We start from the raw sequence: 25,854 nt of genomic DNA, 5'->3' as shown, positions 1-25,854 counted from the left end.
TGGTTTTATAATTTTAGTTTAGTTACTAAATCTTCAAACTTTTTAACGGTTTCTTCCATTGTTACATCAGATCTTCCTCCGGCAGCGTTTACGTGGCCTCCGCCGTTAAAGTGATCTCTTGCAAACTGGTTTACATCAAATCCTCCTTGTGAACGGAAAGAGATTTTGATTATTTTTTCGTCTCTATTTTCGATAAAGATAGCCGTAAAAACAATTCCTTTAATACTTAATCCGTAATTAACAATTCCTTCTGTATCGCCTTTTACATAATGAAAAGAATCTAGTTCTTCCTGAGTAAGAGTGGTATAAGAAGTTTTATGTTCTTCAAAAACTTTCATATTTTGCAGCGCACGTCCTAATAATTGCAAACGGCTGTACGAACTGTTATCGTATAGTAAAACCGGAATTTGAGTGTTTTCAACTCCTAAATCAATTAATTCTGCAATAATTCGGTGTGTGTTTCCTGTAGTTCCCGGAAAGCGGAATGAACCAGAATCAGTTAAAATTCCGGTATAAATACAAGTTGCAATGGTTTTGTCAATATCTTCTTTTTTGTTTAAAAAGGTGATAAAGTTGTAAACCATCTCACAAGTTGATCCGTATGAAGTATCAGAATACATATAAGCGGCATAATCGTGCGGTTTTTCATGATGGTCGATCATAATAAACGGAGCGGTCAGCTTTGCTAAAGTATGTTCCATTTCGCCTGTGCGATGAAATGCATTAAAGTCGAGTGTAAAAATCAACTCGGCTTCTTCTAATATTTTGGTACAGTTTTCAGTATCTTTTTCAAAGATTTTTACTGTTTCTGAACCCGGAAGCCAGGCCAAAAAATCAGGAAAATCATTAGGGGCAATCACCGTTGGCTGGTGATTGTTTTTTAATAAAAAATGGTATAAAGCTAGAGTAGAACCCATGGCGTCGCCATCTGGTCCTCTGTGAGGAATTATTACAATTTTCTTTGGAGCAGCAAGCAATAATTGAATTGCCTGAATATCTTGTATTTTCATAGTGTGCGAATTTACATTTTTTTAATGTAATGCTGAAAATATTTTTTAGTCTTTGAAGTTGGCACACGGATGATACGGATTCGCTTTCGCGAAAGCGCTGATTTAAACGGATTTTTTATTTTTGGAATGTTTATAGTTCCTGAGGAACGGTTTATTTTGTAGAAACGGATTTTAATCTGTTGGAGATATTCGTTTTTCTGTGCGTAAAATTGGCACACGGATGATACGGATTCGCTTTCGCGAAAACGCTGATTTAAGCGGATTTTTTATTTTTGGAATGTTATAGTTCTGGAGGAACGGTTTATTTTGTAGAAACGGATTTTAATCCATTTTTTTGGAATTTGGAATTTAAAAAATGGAATTTGAAATTTATTTTACAAATGTTCCAATTCTTTTCCCTTAAACCTTTGGTACAATTTATACTTTGCGCCTTTTACAATTTGTGATTTATAAATACCAACGGAACCCGATGAAAAATAAGCTATTATGCATCCAATAGCAATAAAAATTCCGGGTTGAATACCAAATAATTCCAATCCCATGATCGTGCAGGCGATAGGAGTGTGGGTTGCGCCGGAGAAAACGGCAACGAAACCAATTCCGGCTAAAAGTGCAATTGGCATTGGGATAAATAAGGATAAAGCGCTTCCTAAAGTTGCACCAACAAAGAATAATGGTGTTACTTCTCCGCCTTTAAAACCGGCACCTAAAGTAAATCCGGTAAATAAAATTTTAAGGAGAAAATCATACCATTCACTCTGGTTTGAAAATGAATCGACAATTACGGGAACACCAAGTCCGGAGAATTTGGTAAATCCTAAACCTGCAATGGCAATCGCTAAAATAATCCCGCCAATAACAGGACGAAGCGGTGGATATTTAATATTTTTCGAAAATAGAGAGCCCCAAAAATGTGTGCTTCGTGAAAATAATAAAGCAGCAAAACCAGAAAGAAGTCCCACTAATAGGGTGTAAAATATAGTGCTAAAACTAAGTTCAGGAACAATTGGAATGCTGTAATGTGTATGTTTTATTTCCCAAAATTCTACTGTAAAATAAGCGGCATAAGCCACTAAAAACGAAAGGACAATACTCTTAAAATTAATTTTACTGAAATACAAAACTTCCAAAGCAAAAATAGCACCTGCCAAAGGTGTCCCAAAAACAGAAGCAAAACCGGCACTGATTCCCAGAATAATTAAAATCCTGCGTTCGGTATTATCTAATTTGAAAATCTTGGTGAATTGATCGGCAATTGCGCCTCCCATTTGTACGGCGGTACCTTCGCGTCCGGCAGAACCTCCAAATAAATGCGTTAATAAAGTTCCTAAAAGTATCAAAGGAGCCATTTTAAACGGAATGACTTTTTTGGGTTTTTCGTATTCTTCGAGCAATAAATTATTGCCCTTTACCACAGATTCTCCCCAATAATAATAACTCGAACCAACTAAAAATCCGCCTAAAGGTAAAAGCCAGATAATCCAGTCGTGCTGAATTCTATATTGTGTTACCCATTCTAAAGAAACAAGAAAAAATGCAGATGCAGATCCCGAAAATATGCCTATTAAAGCACAAATAATAATCCATTTAGAAATGGAAAACAGGATTTGTTTTGGAGTTTGGGAAGTCATTAATTGTGTGTGATGTTTTCTGCCACGAATTTCACGAATTTTCACGAATTAATATATTTTAATTTGAGACAAACAAAAAGAAATCTCTAAAATCCTTTTAATCTGTGGCAAAACAAAAAAAATAATTAGTGGAAATTAGTGCAATTCGTGGCAAAAAACTATTTACTGTACAACAGCTGTAAATTCAATTTCAACTAAATATTCAGGAGCAACTAATTTACTGATTTCATAAAAACCTGTAGTTGGTTTTACATCTTTAAAAAAGGCAGAATGCGCTCGGGCAACTTCTTCAAAAGTATCAACATTAGTAGTGAAAATACGAGTTCTGATAACGTCTTTTATTCCAACGTTTAAGTCTTCTAAAACTTTTTCAACACGTTCAATTATATTATAGGTCTGCGCATAAGCATCGTCAGCTTTTACTTTGTCGCCGTCAACAATTGCTACAGTTCCCGAAACTTCAACGATATTGCCAATTCTTACAGCGCGGCAGTATCCCATTTTGTCTTCCCACGGCGATCCTGTTAAGATATTTTCTCTTTTCATTTTATGAGGTTTTTTGAATTGTTTCGTTTCGTTTTAAAACAAATTCAGGTTAATTAATACGCTGCAATTTAGGAAATATGACTGGCAAAAAGAATTATTATGAGTTGAAATCATGCTGAAAATCTTTCTTTTTTGTGATATTTAAAAGAGAGATTTACGGTTTATTCTGCTTGGTTTTCTTCATAAATTCTTAGTTTGTTCTGCGTGTTTGTCAAGTGCTGCTGTAAAACCTCAATTTTATTCAGTAAATGATAAATGGCATCAATTCCTTCTAAATTAATATTCAAATCATAATGCATACGAATCATTTTTTCTATAGAAGGCAGCTGTTCCGGCTGAAGATATTCATCATTTTCTTCAACAATAATTTCTACTAAACCATAATTATGAAGTTCAGTAATAAACGTATTTTCAATTTCGTGATAAATACAAAACTGTTTTATTTGGATTAAGTTCTTGTTACTCATGATTTCTAAGTTTAGATAATTCTGCAAACAATTCTTTTTCTTTTTCAGATAACTGGGTCGGAACTTTTAAGTTGTATGTCACATATAAATCTCCAAATTGATTTTCCTTTTTATAAACAGGAAAACCTTTTCCTTTCAATTTGACTTTTGTTCCCGTTTGAGTTTCGGCAGGAACTTTAATTTTAACCTTTCCGTCAAAAGTTTTGATATTAATTTCTCCGCCTAAAATTGCGGTATACAGATCCAGATCAACATTAGAATATAAATTGTTTCCTTCTCTTTTAAAATCAGAATTGTTTTCAATAATAAAGGTAATGTACAAATCACCATTTGGCCCGCCGTTTACACCAGCGCCGCCATGTCCGGGAATTTTGATAACCTGACCGTTTTCAACTCCGGCCGGAATTGTAATTCGGATATTTTTACCATTTACGGTCAAACTTTGTTTGTGTGTGGTATAAGCAGAAGCCAAATCTAATTGCAGTTCTGCATTAAAATCCTGTCCTCTATATTTAGACTGACCTCGGCTGCTTCGCCCTGAACCGTACATAGAATTAAAAAAATCTGAGAAATCACTTTGCGAAAAATCACCTCCGCCAAAACCAGAAAAATCCTGATTGCTTTGTTGTTGTCTGGAATATTGCTGCTGGTTTGGATCATAACCGGCTTTTTCAAATTCATCGGCATGTTTCCAGTCTTTTCCGTATTTATCGTATTTTTTACGATTTTCGGGATTGCTTAAAACTTCGTTTGCTTCGTTGATTTCTTTGAATTTTTTCTCTGCTTCTTTATCATTCGGATTCAAATCTGGATGATATTTTCTGGCCAGTTTTCGATATGCTTTTTTAATCTCGGCTTCAGTTGCCGATTTTGTAACATCTAAGGTTTTATAATAGTCGATATAATCCATCTTTTTGAATTTTAAGATAAAATAAATTGAGATATTGAAGTTAAGAATAAGTTGTTAACTATCAAAGTGATGTGTAGCTTTAAAGAAAAAATTAACGCATAACCAAGATCCGTTTGGAATTTGGAATTTTGTAATTGAGATTTTATTTTAGAATTTTTGGCAGGTTTTTTGATTCCAAAAATTAGCCTAATATATTGTTATAATAGTCTTAAAGTTGTCGCACCAAACTTATTTATGCTATTTTTGCGATGCTATACTTGAGTGCTAATAAAAAAATATAAAGCCAATTCGATAACCACTTTTCAATGAAGCATATCTTATTTTTTATACTGTTTTTTACTGCTGTAACTGTTTCAGCCCAAACTGAATTTGGAACCAAATTCAAGCCAATTCCGGCACCTAAGTTTAGCACAAAGAAAAAAACACCAATTCCGCAAGTCAAAGATCCACAAGCAGAAACTACAGATATACCAAGTATTAAAACGCCAAATGTTTTTGATAATACAAGTATAACTCCTAAATCTCAGCTTCAGGTTGGAGTGGAGAAAAGTAAATTTACCATGTCTACAGAAAATGATTTTGCTAATCCAGGCGATCAATATGTGGCAAAAATGGAAAAAGATTTAAATAAAGCTTTAAAAGATGCGGGATTACTAGAAGGCCGTGGTACATTGGTAAAACAAAATATTTCTCTTGGAGATTTCAAAACCAAATCAGAATACTTTATTGTTAAATTCCGTGATTTTGGTGCAATCGACGGCGATTTGGTAAGAGTTTCATCAAATGATATCATAATTAAAGACCAAATCCTTTTAGATTCTGGCTATAAAGATGTAAAAATAAATCTGACCCAAGGTTTTAATAAATTAGATTTTGAAGCCCTAAATATAGGTTCTTTGGGCGGAAATACAGCCGAAATCCGGGTTTACGACGACAAAGGCCAATTAGTTACAAATGATTATTGGAACAATCTTGCAGCAGGATTTAGGGCAACGATTATTGTTACGAAAGAGTAAATTTTTAGATGCAAAGGTTCAAAGGAGCAAAGTTTTTATACTTCGTTTACCTTTGAGCCTTTGCTCCTATAAATTAAAACGGATCCGCAGTAATCTTAAACGTCATATCTGCTTTAACCGTTATATCTTTCGTAAGCGTTTCTTTAATTGTAACCTGTGTTCTAATTTTATAACTGTCTGCTTTAATATATTGATCCAGTTTTTTATCGGTACAAATTAAAACAATCGTATTGCTTGACGAATTGATATTGTCTTGATACGCCAATTCTATTTCATCAGAGTCTGTTGTTGAAATATATAAGTGTATTGATTTTAAAAATGTAAAAGTTTTGTCTGAAGGATCAGAAATAGAAAGTTTGAGTGATCTGATTTTTACATCTTTTACTAAACTTGCTTTAGTCTTATTGTTTTCAAATTCAGCCGAAGAATTGGTTGTAACATCCGGTGTGACTATTTCTGTTGGCAGATTAATTGGCGATGTGCTTTTAATTTTAATTGAAGTTTCGTTTGAAATATTGAAACTCAATAAATCATCTACAGCATTGCAAGAAGTTAAAAATAACGATAATAAAAAGGTAAGGGCGATTAATTTTGATTTCATAAATGTTTTTTTAGTTTCAAAGGCTTAGAGGAATAAAGGTGCAAAGTAAAAAAAAATCTTCAATTTTAAAACCTCTGAACCTTTGTACCTTTTCAACTTTGAGCCTAAAATCAGAACTGTGAAAAAAAATATTTTTTTTCACAGTTCTGATTTTTCAATTTCGAATATAAAAAGTATTTTTGCGCATGCAACACAACGTACTTATTTTAGATTTCGGATCGCAATATACACAGCTTATTGCGCGTAGAGTTCGCGAATTAAATATATTCTGCGAAATTTTTCCTTACAATCACTTTCCTAGTGATTTATCAGCTTACAAAGCAGTAATTTTAGGCGGAAGCCCATTTTCTGTTCGCGCAGAAGATGCCCCGCATCCTGATTTATCTCAAATTAGAGGTAAACTTCCAATGCTTGCCGTTTGTTACGGAGCGCAATATTTAGCTCATTTTAGTGGAGGTGAAGTTGCAGCTTCTAATACTAGAGAATACGGCAGGGCGAATTTATCTTATATAAAAGATAATGAAGTTTTTTTTGAAGGAGTTTCAGAAAACAGTCAGGTTTGGATGAGCCATAGCGATAGTATCAAAGCGCTTCCTACAAATGCTGTAAAATTAGCAAGCACACACGACGTAGAATTTGCCGCTTATAAAATTGAAGGCGAAACAACGTACGGAATTCAATATCATCCGGAAGTTTTCCATTCTACAGATGGATCAAAAATGCTGGAAAACTTTTTAGTTAAAATTGCCGAAGTTCCTCAAAACTTTACACCAAACGCTTTCGTAGAAGAAATGGTGGGAGAATTAAAAGAGAAATTAGGTAACGATAAAGTAGTTTTAGGATTATCAGGCGGAGTAGATTCTACTGTAGCAGCGGTTTTATTAAACCAGGCAATTGGTAAAAACCTTTACTGTATTTTCGTAAACAACGGATTACTTCGTAAAAACGAATTCCAAAACGTATTAGATCAATACAAAGGAATGGGATTGAACGTAAAAGGTGTTGATGCCGGAGACCGTTTTCTTTCTGAACTTGCCGGAATCAGCGATCCTGAAACCAAACGTAAAACGATTGGACGTGTATTTATCGAAGTTTTTGATGATGAATCACATTTAATTGAAGACGTAAAATGGTTGGCGCAAGGAACAATTTACCCAGACGTAATCGAATCTGTTTCGGTAAAAGGCCCATCTGCAACTATTAAATCGCATCACAACGTAGGTGGATTGCCAGATTATATGAAATTAAAAATTGTAGAACCGCTAAGAATGCTTTTTAAAGATGAAGTGCGACGAGTTGGAGCTACATTAGGAATAGATCCTGAATTATTAGGAAGACACCCTTTCCCTGGACCAGGATTATCAATTAGAATTTTAGGAGATATTACTCCGGAGAAAGTACAAATTTTACAAGATGTTGATTCTGTTTTTATTGAAGGATTAAAATCTTGGGGATTATACGACAAAGTTTGGCAGGCTGGAGCAATTTTGCTTCCGGTAAACAGTGTTGGAGTTATGGGCGATGAGCGTACTTACGAAAAAGTAGTGGCACTTAGAGCAGTAGAATCAACAGACGGTATGACGGCTGACTGGGTTCATTTACCTTACGATTTCTTGATGAAAGTGTCAAACGACATTATCAACAAGGTAAAAGGCGTGAATCGTGTAGTTTACGATATAAGTTCAAAACCACCTGCAACAATTGAGTGGGAATAGTATTGTTTTTAAAATTAAGGTCTTACATTTGTAAGGCCTTAATTTTTTATAACCTACTATTTATGAGAGAACTTTTAACGATTTCTCTTGTGTTTATTTTGTCTTTTAACAAAATAGCTGCGCAAGATTCAATTATTGAGCACAAGATTCAAAAAGGGGAAACTGCTTATTTCATTGCCCAAAAGTATAAGGTTTCTGTAGACGAGATTTACAAACTCAACCCCGAATCGCAAAACGGAATCAAAGACAACCAAATTATTAAGATTCCCGTTCATTCTCCACAAAAAATAAATCAAGAACAGCAAATTACTCACGTTGTTGGCGAAAAAGAAACGCTGTACGGTTTATCTAAAAAATACAATGTTTCTGTAGAAGCTATTCAAAATGCAAATCCAATTCTTGCAAGCGGACTTCAGGTTGGGCAGGAATTAGTTATTCCGCAAAGTGCTTCAAATCTTCCAAAAACAGAAATTATAGCTGCTGCAAAAACAACACATCTTGTTGTGGCAAAGGAATCTTTATTCAGCATTGCCAGACAATATAATGTCTCGGTTCAGGATTTAGAAAATCTTAATAAAGAATTATTACAAAACGGACTGCAGATTGGGCAGACAATTGCCATTCCCAACAAACGAAAAACATTAGACGGAAAAGTTCGCGTGATCAATCAGGAAACTGTTTTTCATGTGGTTGAACCAAAAGAAACTAAATTTTCGATTTCTAAAAAATACGGAATTACAATCGATCAGCTGGAATCTCAAAATCCGGAAATCATAAACGGATTAATTGTTGGTAATAAATTAGCTATCAATACAAAGGAAATAAAACCAGCAAATGAAAGTGAAGAATTAATGCTGGCTCTTGCCGAAAAACAAGTTGTAGTCGAAAAAACGAAAGCCAAAACGGTTGAAATTGATGATTTAAAAGACAGATTGGTTATTCAAAAAGAAATGAATCAGAAGATTATAAAAATTAACGATCTAAAAGTTAATTTGAATGATATGAATGGTTCAAAAGAAAATTCAGTTGAAAAACTGCGTTTGGTTTTAGAAGCCAATAAAAATGTTCAGGATATTTTAATGGCAAAATTAGATTCGTTAGTAAATACGATGAACAATGATTTGGTCGAATTAAAACGAATGGATGTTTTAAATGTTGATGAATCAAAACGTCTGGAAAAACAATCATACGAAAGCATTGGAAAAACAAGCGAATTATCTTCTCAATTAAAAAAAGAACTGGCTGAAAACCGAAAAGCGTATGCCGGTTTAATGAATAAAGTGGAGAAAATTGCCGTTGAAGAAAATCAGGAATACAAGAAGAAAATCCGCGAAAGCGAAAAAAATAAAAATGTTACTTCGATTCAGCAAAGACTTTCTTTAGAAGAAATTAAACGTTATAAAATCGAACAGGAGCAGGGCGATGCCAAAAATCAACAATTAATTTCTAAAATTGACTCGCTGGATACTCAAAAACAAATCGAGGTAAAGCGACATATCAGTAAAGCCTCTTATTATAGTATGGAAGCCAGAAAATTTGATGACAAATTGGCTTTGGTTAAACTGAAAAAATATCAGGATGAAGCGATTAAAAAATCAGGTTCTGCAGAAACTTCAAAAGCAGTTTCGCTGGAAGAAATGAAACGCGAACTAAAAGAAAATCCGTTTAAAAATGAAAAAAATATAAAGATTGAAGTTTATGATAATCTTAAAGAAGTTTCAAACGGCTATTACTTAGTTTTGGGTATATTTACAGACGCGCCGCAGCGAGATAAGCTAATTATGCAACTTATTGATTCGGGCGATTTTAACGCTAGTTTTTTCTTTAATATAAACAGCCTTTCTTATTATGTTTATTCAGATAAGTTCCAAAATATGGAAGAACTTCTGTATCAATGCAAGAAAAAAGAGGAAAATGAGTTATATAAGAACGTTATTATTGCTAAGTTAGAAATCGATCTTCGATAATTTTAAGAAGAATTGACAACTGGCGTGAATCTTGTATACGAGAAATTAGTATCTTGTTTTTGAATTAAAAATTAAATTGTTTTAGCCTTTATTATGAAATATTATTCAACATTATTTTTACTTGTTTTTTTTGTAACCTGTTCTGCTTTTTCGCAAGGAAAAGCCGTGAAATATACAGTGTCAAGTGGAGAAACGGTTAACCAAATTGCTCAAAAATTTAAGGTTACACCTTTTGATATTTACGAACTAAATCCGGATGCGCGTAATGGCGTGAAACCAAATACGGTTTTGCTGATTCCGGCAGCATCAAATAAAAATACGGACAAAAAAGAAACAGCTGCGGTAAAATCAACTGCTAGCTCTAAAGCAACAACTCACGAAGTACAGCCAAAAGAAACACTATTTGGTCTTGAAAAAAAATACGGTATTAGCGATGAAGCTTTAAAAGCGGCAAATCCTTTTTTGGTTACTGACGGTTTACAGCCGGGACAGACATTGACAATTCCTGGAAAAGGTGCTGCACCAAAAGCTGCAGCAACTTCGGACAAAAAACAAAAAGGAGCTGAAAAATATGTTTACCATGATGTAGCTCCAAAAGAAACTAAATTTGGAATCGCCAAACAATACGGAATTTCAATTGAAGAATTAGAAAAGAAAAATCCTGAAATTGTAACAAGTTTACCAGTTGGATATCGCTTGACAATAAAAGGAACTGCACCAAAAACGGAAACTGCAGCACCTGTTACTACAGCTGCAAAACCTGAAGAAACGAAGAAACCTGCAGAATCTAAAAAAGCAGTTTCTTATATGGAATATCAGGTAAAACCAAAAGAAACATTTTATAGTTTAGGAAGAGTTTTTCATTTGACCCAAGAAGAATTAACGGCCTTAAATCCATCACTTTCAGAAGGAGTAAAAGAAGGAATGGTTTTAAAAGTTCCTGCGGGATATGTAGCTCCGGCCCCAATTGTGGCACAATCACAGCCAGCTGAAAAACCTGTACAAACTTCTGTAGAAAAACCAGTTGAAAAAGCGATCGAAAAACCAGTTGAAAGCACCGGAGGCGGAATTAAAATTGTAGATAAAGTAAAATCTGAAACCGTTTCGGCAGATCCTGAAATTGTTGAACTAACTAAAAAAAGAGGTCAAAACGAACGCAAGAAAGTAGTTTTATTACTTCCGTTTAACTTGGCTAAATTGCAAAGCGATACAACCGGAACGGCAGCACGTTTAAAAACAGATAAATTTTTAAACATGACGCTGGATTTTTATTCAGGAGCAATGATGGCGATAGATTCGGCAAGAACATTGAAACTGCCAATTGATGTTGCTATTTATGATTCGCAGGAAACAAAAACAACATCAAACATTTCGAGTTTAATTGCACAAAATAAATTACAGGAAGCAGATGCAGTTGTTGGGCCGTTTTATCAAAACAATGCAGAGTCTACAGCAAATTCATTACGTTTATATAATGTTCCTGTTATTTCGCCATTATCAAAAGATGTGGCAAATCCTATCGATAATTTGTACCAGACAATCCCTTCAAACGATATGGTTCGAAATGCAATTTTCGATTATATGAGAGCTAAAAACGGAAACATTGTAGCTGTTGTAGATAAGAAAAAAGAATCGGTTATTAGTTATATCAAACAAAATCAAAAAGGAGTTGTTTTTGCTGCTTTAACAGAAACTGGCGGCTTGGATGTTGCTAATTTAAAAAGTTTATTACTGCCAACCCGTATGAATTATGTGGTTATGGAAACGGGGAATACCGCAATGATCAAAAGTGTAATTAAAGCGTTGACCGATGCCCAAAAAACATGTCAGGTTCAATTGGTAATTTTAGAACAAAACAGCACGCTTGATACAGATGAAATTAGTTTTGATAACTTGGTAAAATTGAAATTAATGTATCCGTCTGTAACTCGTGACAGCGATGATCAGGCAGTTTCGATCTTTAAAAAAGAATATAAATTGAAAAATAAAGTTTATCCTAATACGTATGCAACTAGAGGTTTTGATGTAACTTTTGATACCATGATGCGTTTGGTTCAGGGAAAAACGTATCAGGAAACGGCAGATTTAATGACGACACAGCAAGTGGATAATAAATTTCAATTTTATAAAAAAGAAGATGGCGGACACGCAAATAAAGGTGTCTACATATTATATTACGATTCAGACTTAACTTTAAAAGAAGCAAATTAATGACATCAAAAGTAACCTACTTAGGCGATTTAAGAACAAGTTCAATACATATACAATCTGGAAGTGAAATCATTTCTGATGCACCGCTGGATAATAACGGAAAAGGCGAAGCTTTTTCTCCAACAGATACAGTTGCTAATGCTTTAGCAAGCTGCATGTTTACTATTATGGGCATTAAAGCCCGTGATTTAAACGTAGATTTAGCCGGTTCAACTGCTGAAGTAACTAAAATTATGAATGCAGAACCAAGAAGAATTGGTGCAATTGAAGTTGTTTTTGAACTAAAAAGCAACGCCGATGAAAAAAGCAAAATCATTTTAGAACGTGCTGCAATGACTTGTCCGGTGTTTTTAAGCCTAAGTTCCGAAATTGAAAAAAATGTAACCTTTAATTGGAAATAATTTTTTTTACGATATATTCTAAAAGCCATCAATATTGACGGCTTTTTTTATGCAATTCTCATAATTGAAAAAATTAACAAAATATTCATATCAAATTTTGGTTCTTAAGTATAATATGAAGTATCTTTGTCTTGCAAAAAATACGCATATTTATGCAAAAATAATGCAATTTCAAAAGTGAAAACGAGAATCACTTTTTAATATTATTTGGAATCTCTAAGTGAGATAAAAATGATATTCCAAATCTGCCCTAAATCAATAATTTAAATTTTGTTGTATTCCATTTATAAAGGTTTTATCTTTATATGGTATTGATTGCTATTGTTTTAGCAATGTTTTGACTTGCGTTTTTGCGATGTAAAATAAAATTTTCAGGCTTAAAGCCGATACATAAATCCGAAGAATAAAAAAAAACTATATCATGTTAAAAAGTAAAATAGACAAAGCAACCGGTTTTGAAAAACGCTTCGAAAACATCAACACCGTTGTTTTTGAAAATTCAGGAGAAGCTTCAAAAGCCGTTGCACAGGAAATTGCAGCTTTAATCCAGTCAAAACAAAAAGAAAACAAACCTTGTATTTTAGGTTTGGCAACAGGTTCTTCTCCAAAAGGACTTTACGCAGAACTGGTAAGACTTCATAAAGAAGAAGGATTAAGTTTTAAAAACGTAATCAGTTTCAATTTGGATGAATATTATCCAATGGAACCAAATTCAATCAACAGTTACGTTCGTTTTATGAAAGAACTGTTATTTGACCACGTTGATATTTTACCTGAAAATGCTCATGTTCCAGACGGGCTTTTAACAAAAGAACAAATTGCAGATTACTGCCACGAATACGAAGCAAAAATCGAAGCTTTAGGCGGAATCGATTTGCAGATTTTAGGAATTGGAGGAAACGGACATATTGGTTTTAACGAATCGGGTTCGCTTCAAAATTCAAAAACACGATTAGTTGCTTTAGATCATATTACAAGAGTTGCGGCAAGCAAAGATTTCTTCGGATTAAACAATACACCGAGAACTGCCATCACACTTGGAGTAAAAAAAATCATGGAAGCCAAAAGAGTAATTCTGTTGGCTTGGGGAGAAGGAAAAGCCAATATTGTAAAAAGATCTGTTGAGGATGAAGTTACAAACAGAGTTCCGGCTTCTTTTTTACAGGAACATGATGATGCTGTTTTTATTTTAGACAAAGAAGCTTCTTCAAAATTAACGAGAATCAACAAACCGTGGCTGGTAGAAAAAATAGTTTGGACAGATAAACTAACCAGAAAAGCAGTTTTAGGATTAGCACTTGATCTTAAAAAACCAATTTTAATGCTTACCGATGCTGATTATATCGAAAACGGAATGAGTGATTTATTGGCAGATTCTGGTCCGGCATACGACATCAACATTAAAATATTCAATAAACTTCAAAATACAATCACAGGCTGGCCGGGTGGAAAACCAAATGCAGAAGATACCAATCGTCCTGAAAGAGCTGAACCTGCTAAAAAACGTGTATTGATTTTCAGTCCGCATCCGGATGATGATATTATTAGTATGGGAGGAACATTTATGCGTCTACAGGAACAGGGACACGAGGTTCATGTGGCTTACCAGACTTCAGGAAATATCGCTGTAGCGGATGATGAAGCATTGCGTTTTGCAAGATTCGTGATTGATTACAACGAGAAATTCAACATTAAAAGCGAAGAAGCAGATAATATTTATAAAAAAGCACAAACGTTTTTAGAAAATAAAAAGAACAGTGAAATTGATATTCCGGAAGTAAGATACATCAAAGGATTAATCAGAAAAGGAGAGGCGAGAGCGACAAGCCATTTTGTTGGATTAACCGATAATCAGATTCATTTTATGGAACTTCCATTCTATGAGACTGGAACAATAGAAAAGAAACCAATCGGACAGGAAGATATCCAATTAACAATGGATTTAATTGAAAAAATTAAACCACACCAAATCTATGCTGCAGGAGATTTAGCAGATCCGCACGGAACACACAAAGTTTGTCTTGATGCGATTTTTGAAGCTGTAAAAGCTTTAAAACCAAAACCATTTATGAACGACTGCTGGTTATGGTTATACCGCGGCGCATGGCAGGAATGGGGAATTGATGAAGTTGAAATGGCGGTTCCAATGAGCCCAGACCAAGTTTTAGCAAAACGTCACGGAATCTTCAAACATCAATCGCAAAAAGACGGAGTTGTTTTCCAAGGAACAGATGCCAGAGAGTTCTGGCAGAGAGCGGAAGACCGAAATGCGGAAACAGCTGCTTTATATCAACAATTAGGTTTATCAACTTACGCAGCGATGGAAGCTTTCGTGAGATGGCATTATTAAGTTGCTATCCCGAAGCTTCGGGACTGAGATGCTAAGATTCTAAGGTTTTTTTGCCACAGATTAAAAAGATTTTCACAGATTTTATTATTCTGTTTTTTGCTATTAATTACTAGAATTTCCACAAAATTAAATTCGTGAAATTCGTGGCGAAAAAAAATCATTTTAATCCTTTTAATCTGTGGCAAAAAGAAAAATAATAATAGCTTTGTAAGCAATTAGAAGCAAGAAGAAAGAATGAGTCTATATTTTCTTTCCTCTTGCTTCTTTTTTCTTTAAAAAAAATGGAACAAGACAAAAAACTTCTTATAAAATTAGCACATACCAAAATGCCTTTCGGGAAATACGAAGGACGCTTTTTAATTGATTTACCTGAATATTATGTGGTTTGGTATCACAATAAAGGTTTTCCAAAAGGAGAATTGGGGCAGCAGTTACAGCTTATTTATGAGTTGAAATTAAATGGTTTGGAAGAGTTAATCAGGAATATTAAGAAGCAATATCCAAAGCCGATTTAAAGATATTTCTTAAAAATACTGCTAATAAAAGCTTAAAATTATCGATTACAAAACCAAGTAATCAATCTATTTAAAAATTTGCAAATTATCTCATTCTCTAATTGATAAATTATCTAATTAAATTTGTACTTTTGCCAAGTTTTTTACACAACTACTTACAAACAACAACAGAATGAATCAAACAAAATATATTTTTGTTACAGGCGGTGTGACTTCTTCATTAGGAAAAGGGATCATTGCAGCATCTTTAGCAAAATTGTTACAAGGAAGAGGATACCGTACAACTATTCAAAAATTCGATCCATATATTAATGTGGATCCGGGAACATTGAACCCGTATGAGCACGGAGAATGTTATGTAACAGATGATGGTGCCGAAACAGATTTAGATTTAGGTCATTACGAGCGTTTCTTGAACGTTCCTACTTCTCAGGCAAATAACGTTACAACAGGAAGAGTTTATCTTTCGGTTATTGAAAAAGAAAGAAGAGGGGAATTTTTAGGAAAAACAGTTCAGGTTGTTCCTCATATTACAAACGAAATTAAAGACAGAATGCAATTGCTGGGTAAATCTGGCGATTATGATATTGTAATTACTGAAATTGGAGGAACTGTAGGGGATATCGAATCTTTACCTTATATAGAGTCTGTTCGTCAGTTAGTTTGGGAATTAGGAGAAAATAACGGGATCGTTATTCATTTAACATTAGTTCCTTATTTGGCTGCTGCGGGTGAGTTGAAAACAAAACCAACACAGCACTCTGTAAAAACTTTGATGGAAAGTGGAATCAAAGCTGATATTTTAGTATGTAGAACAGAGCATGAATTGTCTCAGGAATTACGCCAAAAACTAGCTTTGTTTTGTAACGTTAAAAAAGAAGCCGTTATTCAGTCAATCGACGCTTCAACAATATACGAAGTTCCAAATTTAATGCTTGAAGAAGGATTAGACGTTGTGGCTTTGAAAAAATTAGATTTGCCTAAAAAAGCATCTCCGGATTTAAAAACATGGAATACTTTTTTACGCAGGTTAAAAAGCCCAAAACAAACCGTAAATATTGGTTTGATTGGAAAATATGTAGAAATGCAGGATTGTTACAAATCTATTTTAGAAGCATTCATTCATGCAGGTGCTGCAAATGAAACTAAAGTAAATGTAATTTCTATTCACTCAGAACACGTTAATATTGATAATGTTGCGGAGAAATTAAGTGTTCTTGACGGAGTTTTAGTTGCTCCGGGATTTGGTGAAAGAGGTATTGAAGGAAAAATTGAAGCAGTTCGCTATGCACGTGAAAATAACATTCCGTTTTTCGGAATTTGTTTAGGAATGCAGATGTCTGTTATCGAATATTCAAGAAATATTTTAGGTTATACGGAAGCCAATTCTACTGAGATGAACGAGAAAACGCCTCATCCGGTTGTGAGTTTAATGGAAGAACAAAAAAATGTTACAGACAAAGGCGGAACAATGCGTTTAGGAGCTTGGAAATGTGATATTAAACCAAATACGCTGGCACACAGAATTTATGGTGAAACAACCATTTCAGAACGTCACCGCCACCGTTATGAGTACAATAATAAATACGCAGACGAATTGCAAAAAGCTGGTTTAAAGGCTTCTGGAGTTAATCCTGATACTGGATTGGTAGAAATTGTAGAGCTTGAAAACCACCCGTTCTTTATTGGTGTACAATACCATCCAGAATACAAAAGTACGGTAGCAAATCCGCACCCGATTTTTGTGAATTTCGTAGCTGCTGCGGTAAATGCGCATAAAAAATAATAATTATATTCTAAGAGGTTGTAACTTTTAAGCTATAATCATAACTAATAACTTCTGACGGATAACTTTTTTAAATAAATAATGGAAGAAAAAAAATTTGACCTTAATTCAATCATTGGTTTTGTATTGATATTCGGAATCCTGATTTGGATTATGTACCAAAATCAGCCTTCTGATAAAGAAATTGCTGCTGAAAAAGCCAAGAAAGAATTAGTAGCTAAACAAGAAGCTCAGGCAAAAGCTGATAAAGTTAAAACTATTGCTGCACCAGTTGTTGCGGCTACACCAGGCGATACAGTTCAGTTAGCACAATTGCAAAAAACTTTAGGCGGATTTGCATATTCTGCTACGCTTCCTTCTGCAAAAGACTCTTTTACAACTATCGAAAACGAGAAGATTAAACTTAAAATCGCTAATAAAGGTGGTTATATAGTTGAAGCTGTTTTAAAAGAATTCAAAAAGTTTGAGAAAAATTCGGGACAATTAGTAGAGTTGATCAAAGACAACAACGCTAATTTAAACATTCAATTGCAAACGATTGATAATAGAACTTTAAACTCTAAAGATTTATTTTTTGAACCAACATTGACTAAAAATGGTGCAGACCAAATTTTAACAATGCGCTTAAAAGCAGGTGCTAATGAGTTTTTAGAATATAAATACATATTAAAACCAAATGATTATTTAGTTGGTTTTGACATTCGTTCTCAAGGATTAAATAAAGTTTTGAATTCTTCTAAGCCATTAGATTTAGAGTGGAATTTAAAAACTTACAGAAATGAAAAAAGTATTTCTTACGAAAACCGTTATGCAGAAATTTATTACGAACATGAAGATGGGAAAATAAATTACGCAGGTTTAGGTAAGCATGAAGAAGAGACAGTTGAAAAAGTTAGTTTTATAGCTTATAAACAACATTTCTTTACTTCTATTTTAGTAACAGATAAACCATTTGCAACATCAAAATTAGAATCAACTAATTTAGTGAATGATGAAAAAATAGATACTGTATTTACGAAACAGTTTAAAGCAAATGTTCCTTTAGCATTCTCAAATGGTGAAATCGATTATAAAATGCAATGGTATTTTGGGCCAGCAGATTATAAAGTTTTAAAATCTTACGATAAAAATTTCCAAAAAATTATTCCATTAGGTTGGGGAATTTTTGGTTGGATTAACAGATTAATTTTTATTCCGTTGTTTGGATTCTTGAGTTCAACAATTGGGTTATCATTAGGTATTGCGATTATCATCTTTACAATTATTATTAAATTGGCTATGTCGCCAATTACATATAAGTCATTCTTGTCTCAGGCTAAAATGAAAGTTTTGCGTCCAGATATTACTGAATTGGGAGAAAAATACAAAAAAGACCCAATGAAGAAACAACAAGAAACAATGAAACTGTACAACAAAGCAGGAGTAAACCCAATGGCAGGATGTATTCCGGCATTGATTCAGCTTCCGTTTATGTATGCATCTTTCCAGTTTTTCCCATCGGCTTTTGAATTAAGACAAAAAGGCTTCCTTTGGGCAGACGATTTATCATCTTTTGACTCGGTTGTAAAATTACCTTTCAATATTCCATTGTACGGAGATCATATCAGTTTGTTCCCAATTTTGGCTGCAATTGCAATTTTCTTCTACATGAAAATGACATCTGGAGATCAGCAAATGGCTGCGCCTCAGCAAGAAGGTATGCCGGATATGGCAAAAATGATGAAAATCATGATTTATGTTTCGCCATTAATGATGCTAATTTTCTTTAATAGTTATGGTGCAGGATTAAGTTTGTACAACTTTATCTCGAACTTAATTACTATCGGAATTATGTTTGTAATTAAAAATTACATCGTAGACAGTGACAAAATTCACGCTCAAATTCAGGAAAATAAATTAAAAGAGCCTAAAAAACCAAGCAAGTTTCAACAACGTCTTCAGGATGTAATGGAGCAGCAAGAGGCAGCAAAAAAGACTCAAAATAAAAAGAAATAAATTTTAAAAATCCCGATCTAATCGGGATTTTTTATTTTAAAGAGTGTGTTCCCTTTTCAAATAACAAATGAAAATTTTAACTTTGATAATGACAAAACATACTTTATGAAACTAATTTTCGTTTAAGTTAAAAATTGAATACAAGATGATTTCTAAAAAAATAATAATTGGGCTGTTGTTACTAAATGTTTTCTTTGTAAATGCCCAAACAGAGTTTAATAAATTAGATGCTAACGGAAAGAAAGATGGTGTTTGGAAAGGTGTTTATGAATCAAAACGTCCGCGATATGAAGGAACCTTCAGCCACGGAAAAGAAACTGGAATCTTTAAGTTTTTTGATGATACAAAAAAAGGCGACGTAATTGCAACACGCGATTTTACAGCTAATGATGGAAGCTCATACACTATTTTTTATGATCAGAATAAAAATATAGTAAGCGAAGGAAAAGAAATTGGTAAGGATAGGGAAGGCGAGTGGAAATATTACCACAAAGCTTCTAAGATTTTGATGACTTCTGAAATCTATAAAAAAGGTAAATTACAAGGATTGAGAACAGTTTATTATCCGAATTCCCAAGTTGCTGAGGAAATGACTTATGTGAACGGTTTAAAAGAAGGAAATTATAAAAAGCTAGGACAAAACGGAACGATTCAGGAACAGTCTGTATTTAAAAATAATGAGTATGAAGGCGATGCTGTTTTTTATGATTCAGATGGTGTTGTAGCTTCTAAAGGAAAATTTGTAAAAGGAAAAAAAGCCGGAATGTGGCAGTTTTACACAAGAGGTAAATTGACCAAAGAAGTTAATATGAGTGACCCTAAAAGTGCTTATAAAGCCAATTCAAAACCTAAAAACGAATAATATTAGTGCGCCCGCTTGCGGGCATTTTTTTTTGCCACGAATTACACTAATTTACACGAATTTTTATTTAACTAAGAAAGCAAAAAATTAATTCGTGTAAATTAGTGTAATTCGTGGCAAACCTTTCTTATTCAAAATAAATTCATGAATTCGGAGCTGATTTTTTATCTAATTGTTTAAATTTGATTGAGCTAATATTTTGATTCAATGGATTTAAACGAACTTATAGGAAGATTTTTTTTATTGTTTTTTTCGATTTTGGTTTTGTATTTTTTCTCCAACAGAAAAGATAACGAAACTATAAATCCGTTGATGGTTATTGTTGGTTTGTGTACCTTTTCGCTTTGTTATTTGTTTACCAAAATTGAAATTGGAGTAGGAATTGGGTTTGGTTTGTTTGCCATTTTTTCTATCCTAAGATTTAGAACACAATCGTTTACTGTAAACGCAATCATCTTTCTTTTTGCTACGATCACGCTTTCTATTTTAGACATTATGTATCCTTTTGAAAAAATAGAAATACTCTTATTTTTTCAAATCATCATCATTGGTTTTTATGTGGCAGCTTCTATTATCGTAAACAGAAAAGCTTCAAAATATCTGAATACTGTTGATGTAAAAATTGCGCTAATCAACGATTTTTCTTTAGAAAATGGAAACATCCGTAAAGCAGTTCAGGAAAAAATCAATATTCAGGATTTTGATTTCAAGATTGTTTTGGTCAATACGGTAACAAATGAAATAGATCTTTTAGTTTTTTATTAACCCAGAAAAATTCAGAAATAAGTCGGCTTAAAAAAATAATACAACAAGTTTTTTTCTCGCAGATTCTGCAGATTTAGCAGATTTTTTGATAAAGTTTCTCGAAGAATAATCTGTTAAATCTGCGGAATCTGCGAGAGTTTTGCCAATACATTTTTTCAAATCATTTTAATCCTTTAATCTGTGGCAGAATAAAACCAATTTTCGCTCCCGATAGCTCAATGTCATTAATTCAAGAGGCTTTTGATTGAATTGTGCCTAATTATTAAATGGACGAACCTGTTTGATATATAAATCCCGATTTTCACCAACGATTTTAAATTCTATATCTACAGGATGAAAGAGGTTTTTTCGCCAATAGCGATACATTTTCTCTTCAATTTTACTGCTCACAAGAAAAAGCCTGCTCATTTCTTTTCGGCTTAATAAAGGTTCATTATTATTGAGATTTGAGTTTGAAGTATAATCGACATCAAAATCATCATCGTCAGTTCCGGAGTTTAAATGGTACGCTACAAACTGCTCGCAGATTTCTCCTTTTTCTGGCTTTACAACTGAGTTTTCCCCTTTTTGAATATTAACCGTAATTCCGGGAAAGTTTTCTCTAAAAATGTTCTTTGTAATTACAACACCATTTGCCAATTCATCAGGAAAAGAACGATGAACCAAAACACCCATTGCAATATTTTGCTGATCGATTCCAAAAAGTTCTCTTTCGTTATACGAAGCTTCATTCCAGACACTTGCCCAAACTTGTTTAATCGCTTTTTCGAATGTTTTGATGCTATCTCCAAGAATTCCGGTTTTAGAATCATACAATCCGGCACCGTTAAAATCATCTAAATCTTCTGCATTTGTTGAAGAACGAAACCTGAAATTTTTGAATTTAGCATCTTTAAAAGTTAAATTCAATTTCGAAATTAATTCAGGGTTAACAGGCTCTTTTTTAATAGCATCACGAATTTTTTTCAATTGCTGATTTACCCAAACCGTTGAATCTTTCTTCGTAGAATTTAAAAGTTCTTGTATTAAAGGAGAAATCGATTCTTTCTGAATATGTTTCGTATAAAAATAGAATGGAATGGCATGAGCATTTTCCGGAACTTTAAATGGAATTTCTTTTGAAATAGCTATCAAATAGGACATGTTTTGCGCTTTTGAACCAATATAATTAACTCCTTTTTTTGGAATTTTAGACAAATCAACTAAATCAGAAACACTATTGTCAATGATTAATTTCTTCTTTTTAGAATTCGTTTTAACAACAATCTTTTTATCAGTCTCTTTTATAAAAAAAGTATCAACCTGAATTTTTAATTCTACTTTTTTGGAAAGTAATCTTTTGATGTTTTCATCTTTTAAAGCCAATGTATAAGCCATAATTGGAATTTTTCTGTTTTTGCCCAGCAATACTAAATGACTAAGAGGTGTCTGCAGTTCGTTGACAATAATTCCTCTTACATTAGGTAAAATATCAGGCGTTCCATCTAAAACAATAATTTCGTCAGGATTTGGTTTTATTTTATCCAAATCTTTGATTTTGTATTGTTTTAAAATACCGACATTGCTGCCGGAAACGACTTCTTGATATTTTATTTCATTAAAAATATATTCTGATTTTACACACGGAATTTTAAATTGTTCCAAACGAAACCATTCCATTTGCTCTGGATTGTTCAAATAAAATTTTAAGTTTTGACCAATAAAAGTAGATTGAATTACTAAATTGAAAAATCGTTCAATTAACGGAATCGGCATATGATCTGAAGCGGCAAGTTCAAAAATCCATTTGTCAGTTCCTTTGATATGATTGAGATTTCCCAGTAAAAAATCTCTGTCTTTTAAAGTGCTGCTGTAATTCTCATTATTAAAAATTTGCAAATCATAATTGTAGTGCAGATAATTTGTTACAAAATCATAATGCAGCGGAATCAAAGTGCTGTTGAAATAATACATTTTTTGTTTTCTTAAATCATAAACCACTTTTACCGATTCGATATTGGAGAATTTATCAGATAAAGGTTTTCCTCTAAATGCTTTATAAGCTTCATAATCAGTTAATGATGAAGAATATCTTTGTGCACTTAAAGACATGAAAATGAAAAAGAAAACTAGGCCGTAAATGTATTTTTTCATGACAATTGTATTGAATATTAAAAGTAAGTATTTAAACAATAAGTTTTATCTACCATGGGATTATATAAACTAATTGAAAGGAGTTAGATTATCTAAAATATGGCGTATCTTTGCACCCTTGTAAAATTAAAGATTTTAAAATGAAACGTGTAGTTGTTGGTCTTTCTGGTGGAGTAGATTCTAGTGTTGCTGCTTATTTATTGCAGCAGCAAGGATACGAAGTTATTGGGCTTTTTATGAAAAATTGGCACGATGACTCAGTTACTATTTCTAACGAATGTCCTTGGTTAGAAGATAGTAACGATGCTTTATTAGTGGCTGAAAAACTCGGAATACCGTTTCAAACTGTTGATTTAAGCGAGGAATACAAAGAAAAAATCGTTGATTATATGTTCAACGAATACGAAAAAGGAAGAACTCCAAATCCTGACGTGCTTTGTAACCGCGAAATCAAATTTGATGTTTTTATGAAAATTGCACTAAGTCTTGGTGCTGATTATGTTGCTACTGGACACTACTGTCAAAAAAGCGAAATTGAGGTTGACGGAAAAACGGTTTATCAATTGATTGCCGGAAATGATGTGAACAAAGATCAGTCTTATTTTTTATGCCAGTTATCGCAAGATCAATTGTCTAAAGCATTGTTCCCAATTGGTGCGTTGACAAAACCTGAAGTTCGCGAAATTGCAGCTGAAATGGAATTGGTAACGGCTGAAAAGAAAGATTCTCAAGGACTTTGTTTTATTGGAAAAGTTCGTTTACCGGAGTTTTTACAGCAAAAATTGCAGCCAAAAGAAGGTACAATTGTTCAGATTGATAAAAACGATCCAATTTATAACTTTGAAAAACCAGCTGAATTATCTTTAGAAGAAAATCTAAAAATTGAAGCTCAAAAACTGGATTATCTTCCAACAATGGGAAAAATTATGGGCAAACATCAGGGTGCGCATTATTTTACTGTTGGTCAAAGAAAAGGATTGAATGTGGGCGGAACTACAGATCCTTTATTTGTAATCGCTACAGATGTTGAAACCAATACCATTTATACTGGTTTAACCAGCAATCACCCTGGGTTGTTTAAAAAAGCTTTATTTGTTGGAGAATCTGAAGTACACTGGGTTCGCGAAGATATGAAGTTAAAAACAGGTGAAAAAATGGAAGTTATGGCGAGAATTCGTTACCGTCAGCCATTGCAAAAAGCGACACTTCATCAATTTGAAGATGGAATGTACGTTCATTTTGAAGAACCACAATCTGCCATAACTGAAGGTCAGTTTGTTGCCTGGTATTTAGAAAATGAATTAGTAGGTTCGGGAGTAATTTCTTAGCTTTATACTTTTTTACGGAGGATTTCCTTTTAAAAGAGTATATATGAAAAATAGCTTTACTTTTATTTTATTATTGTTTTCGATTGTAATGTTTTCTCAGGAAGAAGATGCCTGGGTATATTTTACAGGAAAACCAAATTCGCAGGATTTTTTCAATAATCCATCGCTGACTCTTTCGCAGAGATCATTAGATCGCCGTACGGTACAAAATATTGCATTAAATAGTACAGATGCACCTCTGGAAACTACCTATGTAGATCAGATAAAAGCAAGTACAGGTATAACTGTAAAAGCTCAGTCTAAATGGTTAAATGCACTTCATGTTAGAGGAACTCAAATTAATATTGATGCATTAAAACTGCTTTCGTTTGTGAGTAAAGTAACTTTTGCAAATAAGAATTTGAATGTAACTTCAAAAAAAGTTTCAGAAAACAATATTACAGCGGTAAAAAATAAGCTTGAAACTGCAATTGATTATGCATACGGAAGCTCTGCAAATCAAATTCAGATGCTTAACGGACAAGTTTTGCATCAGCAGAATTATACAGGTACCGGAAAAGTAATTGCGGTTTTAGACGGAGGTTTTCCGGGCGTAAATACAGCTGACCCTTTTAAACGACTTCGTGATAATAACTTAATTTTAGGCGGCTATGATTATGTAAACAGAAGTACAAATTTCTATTCTGGAAGTGATCACGGAACTTTAGTTTTATCGACAATGGGTGGTTACACAGAAAATTCTTTGGTAGGAACAGCTCCAGATGCCTCTTATTATTTATTTATTACTGAAGATGGTGCATCCGAAAATCCTGTTGAAGAATCGTATTGGGTTGAAGCAGCAGAACAGGCAGATGCTTACGGGGTAGATATTATTACAACTTCATTGGGGTATTTTGGGTTTGATAATGCCAATTATAGTCATACATACAGTGATATGAACGGCACAACAAATTTTAGTACAAAAGGGGCTGAACTGGCTTTTAGTAAAGGAATTATTGTTTTGGCTTCTGCTGGAAATGAAGGAAATACTGCTGAAAAACATATTGGTGCGCCTGCAGATGGCGTTTCTGTTCTTACAATTGGTTCCGTAAATTCTGTAAAAGTTAAGGCTCCTTCCAGTTCTATTGGGCCAAGTTTTGACAATCGTATAAAACCAGATGTAATGGCGCAGGGAGTGGCTGCAGTAGTTTCAAGTACTTCGGGAACTATTGGTACGGCTAACGGAACTTCTTTTTCATGTCCAATTATGGCCGGAATGGTCGCTTGTTTATGGCAGGCTTTTCCAGCGAAAACGAATCAGGAAATTAGACAAATGATTATTCAATCTGCAGATAAATATACTGTTCCGGATAATAATTATGGTTATGGAATTCCCAATTTTGGATCGACTTTAAGTGTAGATACTTTTCAGTCTTCATCGGATTTTTCAGTTTATCCTAATCCGGCAAAATCTAACATTTCTTTTTTGTTTGCAGATGAAACAGCTTCTGTGTCTATTTATTCCATTTTGGGACAAAAGCTGATTGAAAAACAAATAACAAATCAAAATCCGGTTCTTTCTGTTGAAAGCTTAACCAGCGGACTGTATTTTTATACTTTTAAATCTGGAGGTTTACAGAAAACAGGGAAAATAATAAAACAATAA

20 protein-coding genes are annotated in these 25,854 nt (G+C 33.5%); 13 read left to right on the top strand and 7 right to left on the bottom strand.

What is annotated here, in order from left to right:
- Positions 1-5 precede the first annotated feature (5 nt).
- The 5 genes from BUE10_RS04710 to BUE10_RS04690 form a co-directional block, all read right to left on the bottom strand.
- Complete coding sequence (locus BUE10_RS04710) at positions 6-1,010, bottom strand: DHH family phosphoesterase (RefSeq protein WP_073482737.1); 1,005 nt, start codon at positions 1,008-1,010, stop codon at positions 6-8.
- A 374-nt stretch (positions 1,011-1,384) separates the two neighbouring features.
- Positions 1,385-2,641, bottom strand: a complete 1,257-nt coding sequence (locus BUE10_RS04705) for a chloride channel protein (RefSeq protein WP_073483056.1) — start codon at positions 2,639-2,641, stop codon at positions 1,385-1,387.
- A 162-nt stretch (positions 2,642-2,803) separates the two neighbouring features.
- Complete coding sequence (locus BUE10_RS04700) at positions 2,804-3,187, bottom strand: RidA family protein (RefSeq protein WP_053474087.1); 384 nt, start codon at positions 3,185-3,187, stop codon at positions 2,804-2,806.
- Positions 3,188-3,348: 161 nt separating this feature from the next.
- Positions 3,349-3,654 carry a chaperone modulator CbpM gene (locus BUE10_RS04695; RefSeq protein ID WP_083597952.1) on the bottom strand — a complete coding sequence of 102 codons (306 nt, stop codon included), beginning with the start codon at positions 3,652-3,654 and terminating at the stop codon, positions 3,349-3,351.
- Positions 3,647-4,564 (bottom strand): DnaJ C-terminal domain-containing protein, encoded by a 918-nt coding sequence (locus tag BUE10_RS04690; protein WP_073482735.1) that lies wholly within the window; start codon positions 4,562-4,564, stop codon positions 3,647-3,649. Before BUE10_RS04690 ends, BUE10_RS04695 begins: the two co-directional genes overlap by 8 nt.
- Positions 4,565-4,869: 305 nt before the next feature.
- Here BUE10_RS04690 and BUE10_RS04685 point away from each other — a divergent pair, with 305 nt between their 5' ends.
- Positions 4,870-5,580: a hypothetical protein gene (locus tag BUE10_RS04685; RefSeq protein WP_073482734.1), complete on the top strand. Its 711-nt coding sequence runs from the start codon at positions 4,870-4,872 to the stop codon at positions 5,578-5,580.
- A 73-nt stretch (positions 5,581-5,653) separates the two neighbouring features.
- Here BUE10_RS04685 and BUE10_RS04680 read toward each other — a convergent pair whose 3' ends face one another.
- The gene (locus tag BUE10_RS04680) at positions 5,654-6,181 is read right to left on the bottom strand and encodes a hypothetical protein (RefSeq protein ID WP_073482732.1); all 528 of its coding nucleotides are present in this window, start codon (positions 6,179-6,181) and stop codon (positions 5,654-5,656) included.
- Positions 6,182-6,366: 185 nt separating this feature from the next.
- On the opposite strand from BUE10_RS04680, the gene guaA reads away from it, so the two are divergent.
- From guaA to BUE10_RS04630, 10 genes are all read left to right on the top strand, one after another.
- The gene (gene guaA / locus BUE10_RS04675) at positions 6,367-7,896 is read left to right on the top strand and encodes a glutamine-hydrolyzing GMP synthase (protein WP_071636969.1); all 1,530 of its coding nucleotides are present in this window, start codon (positions 6,367-6,369) and stop codon (positions 7,894-7,896) included.
- A gap of 62 nt (positions 7,897-7,958) precedes the next feature.
- A complete protein-coding gene (locus BUE10_RS04670; protein ID WP_073482730.1) occupies positions 7,959-9,863 on the top strand; it encodes a muramidase family protein in 1,905 nt (634 codons plus the stop codon).
- A gap of 93 nt (positions 9,864-9,956) precedes the next feature.
- The gene (locus tag BUE10_RS04665) at positions 9,957-12,074 is read left to right on the top strand and encodes a PBP1 and LysM peptidoglycan-binding domain-containing protein (RefSeq protein ID WP_073482728.1); all 2,118 of its coding nucleotides are present in this window, start codon (positions 9,957-9,959) and stop codon (positions 12,072-12,074) included.
- Positions 12,074-12,475 carry an OsmC family protein gene (locus tag BUE10_RS04660; RefSeq protein WP_053474079.1) on the top strand — a complete coding sequence of 134 codons (402 nt, stop codon included), beginning with the start codon at positions 12,074-12,076 and terminating at the stop codon, positions 12,473-12,475. Before BUE10_RS04665 ends, BUE10_RS04660 begins: the two co-directional genes overlap by 1 nt.
- Positions 12,476-12,896: 421 nt before the next feature.
- Entirely contained in the window at positions 12,897-14,825 is a 1,929-nt protein-coding gene (gene nagB / locus BUE10_RS04655) for a glucosamine-6-phosphate deaminase (RefSeq protein WP_073482726.1), read from the top strand.
- 281 nt (positions 14,826-15,106) lie between these two features.
- Complete coding sequence (locus BUE10_RS04650) at positions 15,107-15,340, top strand: DUF3820 family protein (protein WP_073482724.1); 234 nt, start codon at positions 15,107-15,109, stop codon at positions 15,338-15,340.
- Between the two features lie 172 nt (positions 15,341-15,512).
- Complete coding sequence (locus BUE10_RS04645; protein WP_073482721.1) at positions 15,513-17,126, top strand: CTP synthase; 1,614 nt, start codon at positions 15,513-15,515, stop codon at positions 17,124-17,126.
- An 81-nt stretch (positions 17,127-17,207) separates the two neighbouring features.
- A complete protein-coding gene (yidC, locus tag BUE10_RS04640) occupies positions 17,208-19,121 on the top strand; it encodes a membrane protein insertase YidC (RefSeq protein WP_073482718.1) in 1,914 nt (637 codons plus the stop codon).
- A 145-nt stretch (positions 19,122-19,266) separates the two neighbouring features.
- Complete coding sequence (locus BUE10_RS04635) at positions 19,267-19,983, top strand: toxin-antitoxin system YwqK family antitoxin (RefSeq protein ID WP_073482715.1); 717 nt, start codon at positions 19,267-19,269, stop codon at positions 19,981-19,983.
- 207 nt (positions 19,984-20,190) lie between these two features.
- On the top strand, positions 20,191-20,748 hold the full coding sequence (locus tag BUE10_RS04630; protein WP_073482713.1) for a DUF4956 domain-containing protein: 558 nt from the start codon (positions 20,191-20,193) through the stop codon (positions 20,746-20,748).
- A 255-nt stretch (positions 20,749-21,003) separates the two neighbouring features.
- Here the strand turns inward: BUE10_RS04630 and BUE10_RS04625 are convergent, their stop codons facing one another.
- Complete coding sequence (locus BUE10_RS04625; protein WP_073482712.1) at positions 21,004-22,881, bottom strand: PEP/pyruvate-binding domain-containing protein; 1,878 nt, start codon at positions 22,879-22,881, stop codon at positions 21,004-21,006.
- Between the two features lie 140 nt (positions 22,882-23,021).
- Between BUE10_RS04625 and mnmA the strand changes: the two genes are divergently transcribed.
- Together mnmA and BUE10_RS04615 are read left to right on the top strand one after the other, a co-directional pair.
- On the top strand, positions 23,022-24,209 hold the full coding sequence (gene mnmA / locus BUE10_RS04620) for a tRNA 2-thiouridine(34) synthase MnmA (protein WP_073482710.1): 1,188 nt from the start codon (positions 23,022-23,024) through the stop codon (positions 24,207-24,209).
- Positions 24,210-24,252: 43 nt separating this feature from the next.
- Positions 24,253-25,854: a S8 family serine peptidase gene (locus BUE10_RS04615; protein ID WP_073482708.1), complete on the top strand. Its 1,602-nt coding sequence runs from the start codon at positions 24,253-24,255 to the stop codon at positions 25,852-25,854.

Source organism: Flavobacterium sp. CF108 (assembly GCF_900129795.1).
Classification (GTDB): Bacteria; Bacteroidota; Bacteroidia; order Flavobacteriales; family Flavobacteriaceae; genus Flavobacterium.
This window is presented reverse-complemented; position numbering and strand designations above follow the sequence as displayed.

Bases quoted from the DNA above. Each gene is read 5' to 3' on its own strand.
- BUE10_RS04710 (WP_073482737.1), bottom strand. From the start codon at position 1,010: ATGAAAATACAAGATATTCAGGCAATTCAATTATTGCTTGCTGCTCCA.
- BUE10_RS04705 (WP_073483056.1), bottom strand. From the start codon at position 2,641: ATGACTTCCCAAACTCCAAAACAAATCCTGTTTTCCATTTCTAAATGG.
- BUE10_RS04700 (WP_053474087.1), bottom strand. From the start codon at position 3,187: ATGAAAAGAGAAAATATCTTAACAGGATCGCCGTGGGAAGACAAAATG.
- BUE10_RS04695 (WP_083597952.1), bottom strand. From the start codon at position 3,654: ATGAGTAACAAGAACTTAATCCAAATAAAACAGTTTTGTATTTATCAC.
- BUE10_RS04690 (WP_073482735.1), bottom strand. From the start codon at position 4,564: ATGGATTATATCGACTATTATAAAACCTTAGATGTTACAAAATCGGCA.
- BUE10_RS04685 (WP_073482734.1), top strand. From the start codon at position 4,870: ATGAAGCATATCTTATTTTTTATACTGTTTTTTACTGCTGTAACTGTT.
- BUE10_RS04680 (WP_073482732.1), bottom strand. From the start codon at position 6,181: ATGAAATCAAAATTAATCGCCCTTACCTTTTTATTATCGTTATTTTTA.
- guaA (WP_071636969.1), top strand. From the start codon at position 6,367: ATGCAACACAACGTACTTATTTTAGATTTCGGATCGCAATATACACAG.
- BUE10_RS04670 (WP_073482730.1), top strand. From the start codon at position 7,959: ATGAGAGAACTTTTAACGATTTCTCTTGTGTTTATTTTGTCTTTTAAC.
- BUE10_RS04665 (WP_073482728.1), top strand. From the start codon at position 9,957: ATGAAATATTATTCAACATTATTTTTACTTGTTTTTTTTGTAACCTGT.
- BUE10_RS04660 (WP_053474079.1), top strand. From the start codon at position 12,074: ATGACATCAAAAGTAACCTACTTAGGCGATTTAAGAACAAGTTCAATA.
- nagB (WP_073482726.1), top strand. From the start codon at position 12,897: ATGTTAAAAAGTAAAATAGACAAAGCAACCGGTTTTGAAAAACGCTTC.
- BUE10_RS04650 (WP_073482724.1), top strand. From the start codon at position 15,107: ATGGAACAAGACAAAAAACTTCTTATAAAATTAGCACATACCAAAATG.
- BUE10_RS04645 (WP_073482721.1), top strand. From the start codon at position 15,513: ATGAATCAAACAAAATATATTTTTGTTACAGGCGGTGTGACTTCTTCA.
- yidC (WP_073482718.1), top strand. From the start codon at position 17,208: ATGGAAGAAAAAAAATTTGACCTTAATTCAATCATTGGTTTTGTATTG.
- BUE10_RS04635 (WP_073482715.1), top strand. From the start codon at position 19,267: ATGATTTCTAAAAAAATAATAATTGGGCTGTTGTTACTAAATGTTTTC.
- BUE10_RS04630 (WP_073482713.1), top strand. From the start codon at position 20,191: ATGGATTTAAACGAACTTATAGGAAGATTTTTTTTATTGTTTTTTTCG.
- BUE10_RS04625 (WP_073482712.1), bottom strand. From the start codon at position 22,881: ATGAAAAAATACATTTACGGCCTAGTTTTCTTTTTCATTTTCATGTCT.
- mnmA (WP_073482710.1), top strand. From the start codon at position 23,022: ATGAAACGTGTAGTTGTTGGTCTTTCTGGTGGAGTAGATTCTAGTGTT.
- BUE10_RS04615 (WP_073482708.1), top strand. From the start codon at position 24,253: ATGAAAAATAGCTTTACTTTTATTTTATTATTGTTTTCGATTGTAATG.